The organism is Microbacterium paludicola, assembly GCF_039529675.1.
Classification (GTDB): domain Bacteria; phylum Actinomycetota; class Actinomycetes; order Actinomycetales; family Microbacteriaceae; genus Microbacterium; species Microbacterium paludicola.
Genome location: NZ_BAAANG010000035.1, coordinates 197,896 through 210,190, shown reverse-complemented (window position 1 = coordinate 210,190; position 12,295 = coordinate 197,896). Strand labels below are relative to the sequence as shown.

At 68.7% G+C, this 12,295-nt stretch carries 17 protein-coding genes; all 17 read left to right on the top strand.

The window, feature by feature from the left end:
• Positions 1 to 44: 44 nt before the first annotated feature.
• The 17 genes from secY to rpsI all read left to right on the top strand — a co-directional run bounded on the left by secY (position 45) and on the right by rpsI (position 12,289).
• Positions 45 to 1,364, top strand: a complete 1,320-nt coding sequence (secY, locus tag ABD161_RS14390; protein ID WP_344004526.1) for a preprotein translocase subunit SecY — start codon at positions 45 to 47, stop codon at positions 1,362 to 1,364.
• Positions 1,361 to 1,960, top strand: a complete 600-nt coding sequence (locus tag ABD161_RS14385; protein WP_344004400.1) for an adenylate kinase — start codon at positions 1,361 to 1,363, stop codon at positions 1,958 to 1,960. The genes secY and ABD161_RS14385 overlap by 4 nt, the downstream gene beginning before the upstream one ends.
• A 17-nt stretch (positions 1,961 to 1,977) precedes the next feature.
• Positions 1,978 to 2,829, top strand: coding sequence for a type I methionyl aminopeptidase (gene map, locus ABD161_RS14380; protein ID WP_344004397.1), 852 nt, complete (start codon positions 1,978 to 1,980; stop codon positions 2,827 to 2,829).
• Between the two features lie 53 nt (positions 2,830 to 2,882).
• Complete coding sequence (locus ABD161_RS14375) at positions 2,883 to 3,542, top strand: DsbA family protein (RefSeq protein WP_344004394.1); 660 nt, start codon at positions 2,883 to 2,885, stop codon at positions 3,540 to 3,542.
• A 272-nt stretch (positions 3,543 to 3,814) separates the two neighbouring features.
• Positions 3,815 to 4,036: a translation initiation factor IF-1 gene (gene infA / locus ABD161_RS14370; RefSeq protein WP_055992200.1), complete on the top strand. Its 222-nt coding sequence runs from the start codon at positions 3,815 to 3,817 to the stop codon at positions 4,034 to 4,036.
• Positions 4,037 to 4,115: 79 nt separating this feature from the next.
• A complete protein-coding gene (gene rpmJ, locus ABD161_RS14365) occupies positions 4,116 to 4,232 on the top strand; it encodes a 50S ribosomal protein L36 (protein WP_005050492.1) in 117 nt (38 codons plus the stop codon).
• 201 nt (positions 4,233 to 4,433) lie between these two features.
• A complete protein-coding gene (gene rpsM / locus ABD161_RS14360) occupies positions 4,434 to 4,808 on the top strand; it encodes a 30S ribosomal protein S13 (protein WP_135114762.1) in 375 nt (124 codons plus the stop codon).
• Between the two features lie 25 nt (positions 4,809 to 4,833).
• Positions 4,834 to 5,232: a 30S ribosomal protein S11 gene (gene rpsK, locus ABD161_RS14355; protein WP_135114761.1), complete on the top strand. Its 399-nt coding sequence runs from the start codon at positions 4,834 to 4,836 to the stop codon at positions 5,230 to 5,232.
• 163 nt (positions 5,233 to 5,395) lie between these two features.
• The gene (locus ABD161_RS14350; RefSeq protein ID WP_135114760.1) at positions 5,396 to 6,385 is read left to right on the top strand and encodes a DNA-directed RNA polymerase subunit alpha; all 990 of its coding nucleotides are present in this window, start codon (positions 5,396 to 5,398) and stop codon (positions 6,383 to 6,385) included.
• A 36-nt stretch (positions 6,386 to 6,421) separates the two neighbouring features.
• Entirely contained in the window at positions 6,422 to 6,988 is a 567-nt protein-coding gene (rplQ, locus tag ABD161_RS14345) for a 50S ribosomal protein L17 (protein WP_344004382.1), read from the top strand.
• Positions 6,989 to 7,227: 239 nt separating this feature from the next.
• Entirely contained in the window at positions 7,228 to 7,710 is a 483-nt protein-coding gene (locus ABD161_RS14340; RefSeq protein WP_344004379.1) for an S-ribosylhomocysteine lyase, read from the top strand.
• Positions 7,707 to 8,399, top strand: a complete 693-nt coding sequence (gene mtnN / locus ABD161_RS14335) for a 5'-methylthioadenosine/S-adenosylhomocysteine nucleosidase (RefSeq protein WP_344004376.1) — start codon at positions 7,707 to 7,709, stop codon at positions 8,397 to 8,399. The genes ABD161_RS14340 and mtnN overlap by 4 nt, the downstream gene beginning before the upstream one ends.
• Before the next feature lie 377 nt (positions 8,400 to 8,776).
• Positions 8,777 to 9,628, top strand: coding sequence for a tRNA pseudouridine(38-40) synthase TruA (gene truA / locus ABD161_RS14330; RefSeq protein ID WP_344004373.1), 852 nt, complete (start codon positions 8,777 to 8,779; stop codon positions 9,626 to 9,628).
• Between the two features lie 47 nt (positions 9,629 to 9,675).
• On the top strand, positions 9,676 to 10,419 hold the full coding sequence (locus ABD161_RS14325; RefSeq protein WP_344004370.1) for an endonuclease/exonuclease/phosphatase family protein: 744 nt from the start codon (positions 9,676 to 9,678) through the stop codon (positions 10,417 to 10,419).
• Between the two features lie 65 nt (positions 10,420 to 10,484).
• Positions 10,485 to 11,168: a hypothetical protein gene (locus ABD161_RS14320; protein WP_344004367.1), complete on the top strand. Its 684-nt coding sequence runs from the start codon at positions 10,485 to 10,487 to the stop codon at positions 11,166 to 11,168.
• Between the two features lie 180 nt (positions 11,169 to 11,348).
• Positions 11,349 to 11,795, top strand: coding sequence for a 50S ribosomal protein L13 (gene rplM, locus ABD161_RS14315; RefSeq protein WP_135114754.1), 447 nt, complete (start codon positions 11,349 to 11,351; stop codon positions 11,793 to 11,795).
• 23 nt (positions 11,796 to 11,818) lie between these two features.
• On the top strand, positions 11,819 to 12,289 hold the full coding sequence (gene rpsI, locus ABD161_RS14310) for a 30S ribosomal protein S9 (RefSeq protein WP_194210325.1): 471 nt from the start codon (positions 11,819 to 11,821) through the stop codon (positions 12,287 to 12,289).
• The last annotated feature ends 6 nt before the right edge of the window (positions 12,290 to 12,295 follow it).

Sequence of the window (12,295 nt, the reverse complement as noted above, 5' to 3'; positions counted from 1 at the left end):
GGTTCGCCATCGGCGGGCCAGCTCATCACTCGGGAGGCACGTCCTTGTTCAGCGCCATCGCGCGGATCCTCCGCACGCCTGATCTGCGGCGGAAGATCGGATTCACCCTCGCGATCATCGCGATTTACCGCTTCGGCGCCCACATCCCGGCTCCGTTCGTGAACTTCCCGAACGTCCAGAGCTGCATCGATCAGACCGCGGGCACCGACGGGCTCCTGTCGCTCGTGAACCTGTTCTCCGGCGGTGCCCTCCTGCAGCTGTCGATCTTCGCGCTCGGAGTGATGCCGTACATCACCGCCACGATCATCACGCAGCTGCTGCGCGTGGTCATCCCGCACTTCGAGACCCTCTACAAGGAGGGCCAGGCGGGCCAGAGCAAGCTCACGCAGTACACGCGCTACCTGACCATCGCTCTCGCGCTGCTGCAGTCGACGACGCTGGTCACCGTCGCGCGCACCGGTCAGCTGTTCGGCGCCCCGAGCATCCCCGACTGCAACACCCTCCTCGTCAATGACGCGTGGTGGGCGCAGCTGCTCATGATCATCACGATGACCGCGGGCACCGGCCTCATCATGTGGTTCGCCGAGCTCGTCACCGAGCGCGGCATCGGCAACGGCATGTCGCTGCTGATCTTCACGTCGATCGCCGCCACGTTCCCGGCCGCGATGGGCGCCATCTGGGCCTCCAACGGCTTCGAGATCTTCCTGCTGGTGCTCGCCGTCGGCGTGGTCGTCGTGGCGCTCGTGGTCTTCGTCGAGCAGTCGCAGCGCCGCATCCCGGTGCAGTACGCGAAGCGGATGGTCGGCCGTCGCACCTACGGCGGCACGAACACGTACATCCCGATCAAGGTGAACACGGCCGGCGTTGTGCCCGTCATCTTCGCCTCGTCGCTGCTGTACATCCCGGCGCTGATCGCGCAGTTCAACACGCCCACCGACACGGCCCCGCCGGCGTGGGTGACCTGGATTTCGACGTACCTGACGACGGGCGATCACCCGCTCTACATGGCGGTCTACTTCCTGCTGATCATCGGCTTCACCTACTTCTACGTCGCGATCACGTTCAACCCCGTCGAGGTCGCCGACAACATGAAGAAGTACGGCGGCTTCATCCCGGGCATCCGCGCCGGACGCCCGACGGCGGAGTACCTCGACTACGTGTTGACGCGCATCACGCTGCCCGGTTCGATCTACCTCGGTCTCATCGCTCTGATCCCGCTGATCGCCCTGGCGACCGTGGGTGCCAACCAGAACTTCCCGTTCGGCGGCGCCTCGATCCTCATCATCGTGGGTGTCGGCCTCGAGACCGTGAAGCAGATCGACGCGCAGCTGCAGCAGCGCCATTACGAAGGGCTCCTCCGATGACGTCTACCCGCCTCCTCATCGTCGGACCGCAGGGCTCGGGCAAGGGCACGCAGGGAGTCCGCATCGCCGAGACGTTCGGGGTCCCCGTGGTCTCGACCGGCGACATCTTCCGCGCCAACATCAAGGACGGCACCGAGCTCGGCCTGCAGGTGAAGGCGATCACGGATGCCGGCGACCTGGTGCCGGATGAGGTCACCTTCGCGATCGTGAAGGACCGCCTCGAGCAGCCCGACGCGGCCGAGGGCTTCCTGCTCGACGGCTTCCCGCGCAACGTCGCTCAGGTGGCGCTGCTCGACGAGTTCCTCACCGGCCGCGGCGAGGCGCTCGACGCCGTGATCGAGCTGAACGTGCCGCGCGAGGAGAGCCTGAAGCGGATCGCCCTGCGCGCGCAGGAGCAGGGACGCTCGGACGACACCGAGGCCGCCATCGCGCACCGCCTCGACATCTACGAGCGCGAGACCGCGCCGATCCTCGCCGTGTACCGCTCGAACGGCATCGTCGACACGATCGACGGCGTCGGCACCCTCGACGAGATCACCGAGCGGATCGTCGTCGCCCTCGAGGCGCGCGGCCTCGCCCGCACGGCCGCGGCCTGATCCGGTCGACCTCGCACGTGATCTTCCGCAAGTCGATCTACAAGACCCCCGCGCAGCTGCGCGCGATGGTCGAGCCCGGCCTCATCACCGCGGCGGCCCTCGAGGCAGTGCGGCCGCTGATCCGCGCCGGCGCGACCACCCTCGAGCTCGACGCCGAGGCGAACCGCGTGATCACCGAGCGCGGCGCGCACTCGAACTTCCAGCTGGTGCGCGGGTACCGCCACACGATCTGCGCCTCGGTCAACGACGCGGTCGTGCACGGCATCCCGACGGACGTGCCGCTGCAGCCGGGGGACATCGTCTCGATCGACTGCGGCGCCGAGACGCCGGACGGCTGGAACGGCGACTCCGCGCTCACCGTCGTCGTGCCGGATCCGGATCGCCCGGATGTCGTCGCGCAGCGCGAGGAGCTCTCTCGCGTGACCGAAGGATCGATGTGGGCCGGCATCGCGGCGCTCGCGTCGGCGAAGCGCCTCGGCGAGGTCGGCGCGGCCATCCAGGGCTACATCGAGGCGAACCCCCTGTCGTACACGGGCGAGCCCGCCGGCATCCTGCGCGAGTACGTCGGGCACGGCATCGGCCGCAAGATGCACGAGTCTCCCTCGATCTTCAACTACCGCACCTCCGACCCCGGCGCCGAGATCAAGCCGGGTCTCGCGGTCTGCATCGAGCCGATGATGACCGCCGGATCGGACGAGACCTTCGTCGAGGACGACGACTGGACGGTCTCCACGGTCGACGGCTCGATGGGCTCGCACTGGGAGCACAGCATCGCGGTGCACAATGACGGCATCTGGGTGCTCACCGCGCCCGACGGCGGCGCCGCCGGGCTCGCGCCCTTCGGCGTGGTGCCGACGCCGATCGCCTGAACTCACCGGTCGCCGACCGAGCGACGCGACCACCGACACCACGGGAGCACAACATGGCCGCCAAGAGCGGAACGAACTGGTTCGCCATCTGGATCTCGGCCGCCGTGGTCGTGCTGATGGTCGCGGTGGGCGCGATCGTCGTCTGGATGAACAACGCGGCGACCGCACCGGCCGAGTCGCCGGCGTCGGCGTCGATCGACGACACGACCGGCGCCATCCGGCTCGGTGACGGCCCGGACGTGCTCGAGACCTGGGTCGACTTCATGTGCCCCTACTGCGGTCAGCTCGAGGAGAGCTGGGGCGAGACGATCTCGGAGCAGGTCTCCGCGGGCGAGGTGACGCTCGAGGTGTACCCGGTGGCGATCCTGGATCGGTACTCGCAGGGGACGGAGTACTCCACCCGTGCGGCGAACGCGATGTACTGCGTGGCCGAGGACAACGCCGACGCCGCCTACCCGTTCATGAACCTCATGTTCGAGAACCAGCCGAGGGAATCGACCGAGGGGCTGACCGACGAGGAGATCGTCTCGTTCGCCGAACGTGCCGGATCGACTGGGGCGGCGGACTGCATCGCCGACCGCACCTACGCCGACTTCGTCGAGCAGACCACCGCCCAGCTTCCCGGCGGCGGCACCCCTGCCGTCGAGCTGAACGACGAGACGCTCAACTGGCAGGCCCCCGCCGAGCAGGAGCTTCTCCCGCGCCTTCAGTGACGCGCCGCCCTCCTCGCTCAGTACGGCGCTCGCTTCGCTCGCTCAACCAGCACTCTCTCCGTTGCTCGTTGAGCGAGGGAGCGAAGCGACCGAGTCGAAACGCCCAGACCCGGCCGCGGCCGCGACACGCCGAAGTTGCCGACACGCCCGGCGTCGCCTAACATAGATCTTTGGTGCCTTGCGCCTGATTTCGGCGTGTCGCCGGATCGGCAATCCGGGCGCCGAATCCCACTCACCGCAGACCGACCGGCCTGCACAAGCAAAGCGAGTCTATGGCGAAGAAAGACGGTGTCATCGAGATCGAGGGTGTGATCACCGAGGCGCTCCCCAACGCGATGTTCCGCGTGGAGCTGACCAACGGTCACAAGGTCCTCGCAACGATCTCCGGAAAGATGCGGCAGAACTACATCCGCATCATCCCCGAGGACCGCGTTGTCGTGGAGCTCAGCCCTTACGACCTCACGCGCGGCCGCATCGTCTACCGCTACCGCTGACCCGCTCTGCTCGGCTTCCGGTCGAGAAGTAACGGCCGTGTCCCGCGGGACACGGTACGAAGACAGCGAAAGAAGAATCATGAAGGTCAACCCCAGCGTCAAGCCGATCTGCGACCACTGCAAGGTGATCCGTCGCCACGGCCGCGTCATGGTCATCTGCAAGAGCAACCCGCGTCACAAGCAGCGCCAGGGCTGAGTCCGGTCGCTTCGGCTCGCTGACGCTCGCTCAGCAACCGGACCGGTTGTCGAGCGAGGCGCCAGCCGAGTCGAGACGACCCGCAGTAACTGAATATCTGAAACGGCAGGATCAGAACCCGCGCAAGCGGGGGACACCTCGGGGCGGAGGCCCGGGCACCGATCCTGCTCCACACCTCCACAACACTCAGGAGAAGGTCGCATGGCACGTCTTGCCGGCGTCGACATCCCGCGCGACAAGCGCGTGGTGATCGCCCTCACGTACATCTACGGCGTTGGACGGACTCGTTCGAACGAGATCCTCGCCGCCACTGGCATCAGCCCCGAGATCCGGGTCAAGGACCTGAGCGACGACCAGCTCGTCGCCCTCCGTGACCACATCGAGGGAACCTACAAGGTCGAGGGTGATCTGCGTCGCGAGGTCGCCGCCGACATCCGTCGCAAGGTCGAGATCGGCTCCTACGAGGGTCTCCGTCACCGCCGCGGCCTGCCGGTCCGTGGTCAGCGCACCAAGACCAACGCGCGTACGCGCAAGGGTCCGAAGCGCACCGTCGCCGGTAAGAAGAAGGCCCGCTAAGCGCGGATTGGTTTAGGAGAACACAATGGCTGCACCCAAGACCGCTGCGCGCAAGCCGCGCCGCAAGGAGAAGAAGAACATCGCAGTGGGCCAGGCCCACATCAAGTCGACGTTCAACAACACGATCGTCTCGATCACGGACCCGACGGGCGCCGTCATCAGCTGGACCTCGGCTGGTGGCGTGGGCTTCAAGGGCTCGCGCAAGTCGACGCCGTACGCCGCCGGCATGGCCGCGGAGTCGGCCGCCCGCCAGGCGCAGGAGCACGGCGTCAAGAAGGTCGACGTGTTCGTGAAGGGCCCGGGCTCGGGCCGCGAGACCGCGATCCGCTCGCTGCAGGCCGCTGGCCTCGAGGTCGGTTCGATCCAGGACGTGACGCCGCAGGCGCACAACGGCTGCCGCCCGCCGAAGCGCCGCCGCGTCTGACGTGACCCCCGCCGGGGCGCACGGCCTCGAGCCCTGCGCCCCGGCGTCTCGTCGTCCCACGGCCGCGCGTCTCCCCGGAGACCGACGCGTCCGTCCGAGAACAACTCAAGACCTCATCCACGCAAGTGTCATATAGCGGGCACTTGATCGAAAGGAACAACCAGTGCTCATTGCACAGCGTCCCACCCTCACCGAGGAGAAGATCTCGGAGTTCCGCAGCCGGTTCGTCGTCGAGCCCCTGGAGCCCGGCTTCGGATACACCATCGGGAACGCGCTGCGTCGCAGCCTGCTCTCGTCGATCCCCGGCGCGGCGGTGACCAGCATCCGCATCGACGGCGTGCTGCACGAGTTCAGCACCATCCCCGGTGTGAAGGAGGATGTCACCGAGATCATCCTCAACATCAAGCAGCTCGTCGTCTCGAGCGAGCGTGACGAGCCCATCACCGCGTACCTGCGCAAGACGGGCGCCGGCGAGGTCACCGCGGCAGACATCTCGGCTCCGGCCGGTGTCGAGGTGCACAACCCCGAGCTCGTCATCGCCACGCTGAACGACACCGCGAAGTTCGAGCTCGAGCTCACGATCGAGCGTGGCCGCGGCTACGTCTCGGCCGTGCAGAACCGCAACGAGTACGCCGAGGCCGGCCAGATCCCGGTCGACTCGATCTACTCGCCGGTCCTGAAGGTCAGCTACCGCGTCGAGGCGACTCGTGCCGGTGAGCGCACCGACTTCGACAAGCTCGTCCTGGACGTCGAGTCCAAGCCGTCGATCGCCCCGCGTGACGCCGTCGCGTCGGCCGGTCGCACGCTGGTCGAGCTGTTCGGTCTCGCCCGCGAGCTGAACGTCGAGGCCGAGGGCATCGAGATCGGCCCCGCGCCGGTCGAGACCGTCCTCTCGAACGAGCTGTCGATGCCCATCGAGGACCTCGACCTCTCGGTTCGCTCGTACAACTGCCTCAAGCGCGAGGGAATCAACACGGTCAGCGAGCTCGTCGCCCTCTCGGAGACGCAGCTCATGAACATCCGCAACTTCGGACAGAAGTCGGTGGACGAGGTGCGCGACAAGCTCACCTCGCTCGGCCTGTCGCTGAAGGACTCGGTGCCCGGCTTCGACGGCACCGGCTTCTACGGCGGCTACGACGACGAGTCGCTCTGATCCTTCCGACGTTCTGCCTCATTGGAGTAACTAGAAATGCCTAAGCCCACGAAGGGTCCCCGCCTCGGAGGCGGTCCCGCCCACGAGCGTCTGCTTCTCGCGAACCTCGCGGCGGCGCTGTTCACCCACAAGTCGATCAAGACGACCGAGACCAAGGCCAAGCGCCTGCGTCCGCTCGCTGAGCGCCTCATCACGAAGGCGAAGCGCGGCGACCTGCACGCGCGTCGCTCGGTGCTCTCGGTGATCGGCGACAAGGAGGTCGTGCACGTTCTCTTCAACGAGATCGCGCCGCTCGTCGCCGAGCGTGAGGGTGGCTACACCCGCATCACGAAGGTCGGCAACCGCAAGGGCGACAACGCCCCCATGGCCGTCATCGAGCTCGTCCTCGAGCCCGTGACCCCCAAGGTCAAGAAGGCCGCTCCGGCCGCCGAGAAGGCTGCTCCGGTCGCCGACGAGGCCCCGGCCGAGGAGGCTCCCGTCGAGGAGACCGCCGAGGTCGAGGAGACCGAGGTCGTCGAGGAGGCTCCGGCCGCCGAGGAGACCCCGGCCGAGGAGACCACCGAGGCTCCGGCCGAGGAGGCCAAGGAGGCCGAGGAGAAGTAATTCCCCTCGCACACGTATGAAGGGCCCCGCTTCGGCGGGGCCCTTCGTCGTCCAGCTCCTCCTGCCGTTGAGCGACGCCCGCCCCCTTGCTGGTTGAGCGACGCCTCGCCCCTCGTGCTGGTTGAGCGACGCCCGCCCCCTTGCTGGTTGAGCGGCGCCCGCCCCCTTGCTGGTTGAGCGAGCGAAGCGAGTCGAAACCCCCCGACTCCGCCCCGGCGTCGGGCGCGTAGGCTTCTGGGGTGACTGATCAGCCCCGCATGAACGTCGAGTCGTTCAACCTCGATCACCGGGCGGTCGCCGCTCCGTACCTGCGGATCGCCGATCGCAAGGTGCTGCCGCACGGCGACGTGATCGTGAAGTACGACGTGCGCTTCGCCCAGCCGAACGTCGGTCACCTCGAGATGGCGACCATCCACTCGCTCGAGCACCTGTTCGCGGAGAAGAGCCGCAACCACTCCGACCGGGTGATCGACTTCTCGCCAATGGGCTGCCAGACGGGCTTCTACCTGATCCTGCAGGGCGACCACGAGTTCGCGGAGGTCGAGCAGCTCGTCGCCGCGACGCTGCAGGACATCCTCGAGGCGAGCGAGGTGCCCGCCGCGAACGAGATCCAGTGCGGCTGGGGCGCGAACCACACCCTCGCCGGCGCGCAGGAGGCGGCGCGAGCCTTCCTCGCCGAGCGCGCGGGCTGGTCCACCGTCTTCGCGGGCGAGACCCGATGACATCCGCCGTCGCGGTCATCCTGGTCGCGATGGAAGAGGAGGCCGCGCCCTTCATCGACCTCGCCGACGAGGTGAGCGAGCCGGTGCGGATCGGCCGGGCCGAGCATCGGGGCATCGTCGTCGCCGGTCGCACGCACGTGCTCGTGCGCACCGGCATCGGCATGGTCAACGGCGCGAACGCCGCCGCCGGGGCGCTGGGACGCTACGGCGACGACGTGCACCTGATCAGCGCCGGATCGGCGGGCGGGCTCGCGAAGGACGTGCGGGTGGGCGACGTGATCGTCAGCGACTCGCTCGTCAACGTCGGCGCGGATGCGCGCGCCTTCGGGTACGCGCTGGGCCAGGTGCCGGGCATGCCGGTCGAGTACGACGGCGACCCCGAGCTGCGCCGGGCGCTGCTCGCCGCTCCCGGCGACCTCACGGTGCGTGAGGGGGCGATCGGATCGGGGGAGAAGTTCGTCACCGCCGAGCTGGCCGCCGAGCTGCGCGAGGACTTCCCGCACCTGCTCGCCGTCGACATGGAGTCTGCCGCGATCGCCCAGGTCGCCCACAACCACGGCACACGCTTCGTCTCGGTGCGCGGCGTCTCGGATCTCTGCGCCCCGGACGGCACCGAGTTCCTCACGCACGTCGACGACGCGGCGGATCGCTCGGCCCGCCTGATCGTCACAGCGCTCGCGGCCCTCTGACCCACCCACTCACCGGTCGTTGAGCGACACTTCGACTCGCTTCGCTCGCTCAGTGCGGGTCTTCGCGAGTCGAAGCCGACGTATGCGGGCCCTCGGCCGATGGCTTCGACTCCTCGCTGGCGCTCGTCGCTCACCCCGTTTCGACTGCGTTCGCTGGCGCTCTCTCCGCTCAACGACCGGGACCAGTGACCCCCTCCGGTCGCTCACCCCCCCCACCGGTCGTTGAGCGAGCGAAGCGAGTCGAAACGGGCTGAGCGACACTTCGACTCGCTTCGCTCGCTCAGTGCGGGTCTTCGCGAGTCGAAGCCGCCGTAACGGGTCGGCGGCAGCGTTTCGACCGGAGGGGCGGCGGACCGCGCCCGAACTAGGCTGGAGCCGTGCCCCGGATCCGACTCGACATCGCCTACGACGGCACGCACTTCCGCGGCTGGGCCCGCCAGCCGGGCCTGCGCACCGTGCAGGGAGTGCTCGAGGCGTCGCTGCAGCGGATCATCGGATCGCCCGTTCCGCTGACCGTCGCCGGACGCACGGATGCCGGCGTGCATGCGACCGGGCAGGTCGCCCACGCCGACCTCGACGACGAGCAGTGGGCGCGCGCGACGCAGCGTCGTCGCGACGTGCCGAACCCGGGTGATCCTGTCGATCCGCTCGCCCGTCGTATGACGGGTGTCCTCGGGCAATACGCCGATCTCGCCGTCACGCGCACCTCGACCGCGCCGGAGGGGTTCGACGCGCGCTTCTCGGCCACCTGGCGGCGGTACGCGTACCGGATCGCCGACGCGCGCACCGGATACGACCCGCTCGAGCGCCACCGCACCACCACCGTGCGCGCGCACCTCGACGTCGACGCCATGCACGCGGCGGCGCAGAGCCTCATCGGGCTTCACGACTTCGCCGCGTACTGCAAGCCGCGGCCGGAGGCGACGACGATCCGCACGCTGCTCGAGTACGACTGGCGTCGCGATGAGCGGGGCATCCTGATCGCCAACGTCAGGGCCGACGCCTTCTGCCACTCGATGGTGCGCGCGCTCGTCGGCGCGTGCGTCGCCGCGGGGGAGGGGAAGCTCGCGCCCGAGCACCTGGTGGCGATCCGGGATGCGCGGCTGCGCACAAGCGAGTTCAAGGTGCTCGCCGCCCGCGGGCTCACGCTCACCGAGGTAGGCTACCCCGCCGACGAGCTGCTCGGATCCCGCGCCGAGCAGACGCGCAATCGGCGCGACCTCGAGTAGTCAACCCCGAGGAACCACCAAGCAGCGCGGCGTAGGGTGAGGTCGATATGAGAGTCATCTCGTACAACCTGCGCAAGCACGCCGCCGCGCACGAGCTCGAGGAGCTCGTCGACCTGCGGGAAGCCGACGTGCTGTGCCTGCAGGAGGCCGACACCGCGCACATGCCGCAGCAGCTCGCGGGGCTCACGCTCGCGCGCGCCACGGCGCAGAACCGGCTGGGGCTCGCCCTGTACTACCGCGCGAACATGTTCCAGCTCGAGGACGTCGTGACGCTGTCGCTGAAGAAGTCGCTGCACGACATTCTGCTCAAGCCGGCGCACGAGCGGGTGCTTGCCGCGCGACTGCGCGACATCGACGCGGGACGGGACGTCGTGATCGCGTCGTTCCACGCGGCGCCGCTGACCGCGCTGAACTCGCTGCGCCGGCACCAGATCCGCACCGCGCTGTCCGAACTGCAGAAGATGGGCGACGGCATCCCCGTGCTGATGGTGGGCGACTACAACTACCCCGTGTTCAAGGAGCGGCTGAGCGAGCGGGTGCGACGCGCGGGCTACGACCTCACGCTGAGCGATTCGCGCACCTACACCCGCTACCGCTTCTTCAAGGGCCACTACGACTTCGCGACCTCGGTCGGGCTCGACATCGACAAGGTGACGACGCTGCCGCAGGGCGCGTCCGACCACCTGCCGATCCTCGTCACCGCGACCTACAAGCGGGGCCACCACGAGTTCCGAGTGGCCGGCGATCCGTCGCAGGATCAGGAGACGACCGACGAGCAGGCTGCCGGCTGACCCGCCCCGTTCACAGTGCATGCCTCCCGGGGGATACAGTCGATTCATCCGGGGAGGGATGAGCAATGTCGAGGATGGTCGTCATCGGGCGGTGGGCGCGCTACGTGCTGCTCGCCGTCATCGGGATCGCGGTGATCGCCTGGCTCGTGTCCCTCCCGTTCCGGGGTGAGCCGGATGCCGCACCCGCCGTCGAGCCGACGATCGAACCCGCCGCGGCGACGCCGGCACCGACGCCCACGGCCGACCCGGATCGCCGGTTCCTCGCCCTCGACGCCGGGGGCGTGCTGTGGCGGGGGACCGCCGGGTCGTGCGTCGCGGGCATCGGACCGACCCTCGAGCGCACCACCGACGCGGTCACGTGGCGCCCCGCGACGCCGGCCGACGCGGCCGAGCTGCTCGCGCTCGTCCCCGGAGACGCGGCGGATCAGGCGAGCGTCGCGATCGCGCTGACCGACGGATCCTGCACCGTCGCCGGCCGGCAGACGAACGCCGAGGGGACCGCCTGGGAGGAGGCCGCCGAGGCCCCCGTGGCGCCGGAGGTCCCCGAGGGAGCGCTCGCCGTGACGGATGACGGCTACGTCGCCCGCGCATCCGACGACTGCGAGGGGATCGCGTTCGCCGCCCTCGACGGAAACTGGCAGACGTGCGGGCCCGGGATGGATCCCGCCCAGCCCATCGCGATCGACGTCGCCGACGGCACTCTGTACATCTGGACCGCGGACGTCGTCACCTCGCTTCCCGTCAGCTGAGTCCCGGCGGGTTCGCGGTTTGGCTGCCGGGCGTGTCGTGCGGTAAGCTCGTCCTTTGGTGCCCACTGCGGGCACAGCGAACGTGAGCCCTCCACCGGCTGGTTTGCCCGAGTTCTTCGGGAGAACCGCCCCGGAGCGGGATTCACGAACGACTCCGTTCGAAGAGAAAGCAGCACTACTGTGACGCGCACTTACACCCCGAAGGCCGGTGAGGCCCAGCGCGAGTGGCTCGTTATCGACGCCACCGACGTCGTCCTCGGCCGCCTGGCCTCGCACGCCGCCGCGCTCCTGCGTGGCAAGCACAAGGCGACCTTCGCCCCCCACATGGACATGGGCGACTTCGTCATCATCGTGAACGCCGACAAGGTCGCGCTCACGGGTCAGAAGCTCCAGCAGAAGAAGGCCTACCGCCACTCGGGTTACCCGGGCGGCCTCAAGGCTGTCACCTACGCCGAGCTCCTCGAGAAGAACCCGGCTCGCGCTGTCGAGAAGGCCATCCGCGGCATGCTCCCCAAGAACAGCCTCGGCCGTCAGCAGCTCGCCAAGCTGAAGGTGTACACGGGTGCCGAGCACCCGCACGCCGCGCAGCAGCCCAAGACGTACACCCTCGACCAGGTCGCGCAGTAAGCGCCGCCCCTTAAGGATTCATCGTGGCGAACGACATCGACACCCAGAACTACTCGACCGAGACGCCGGCCACCGAGGCCGTCGACGCTCCCCGTCCCGTCCTCAACGTCTCCGGCGCCGCCGTGGGTCGCCGCAAGCAGGCAATCGCCCGCGTGCGCGTCGTCCCGGGCTCGGGCACGATCACGGTCAACGGCCGCACGATCGAGGACTACTTCCCGAACAAGCTGCACCAGCAGCTCATCAACGACCCGTTCACGGTGCTCAGCCTCGGCGGCGCCTACGACGTGATCGCCCGCATCTCGGGCGGCGGCCCCTCGGGTCAGGCCGGCGCGCTGCGCCTCGCCATCGCCCGTTCGCTGAACGAGATCGACCGTGAGAACAACCGCGCCACCCTGAAGAAGGCCGGCTTCCTCACGCGCGACGCCCGCGTCATCGAGCGCAAGAAGGCCGGTCTCAAGAAGGCCCGCAAGGCTTCGCAGTTCTCGAAGCGCTGAGTTCGG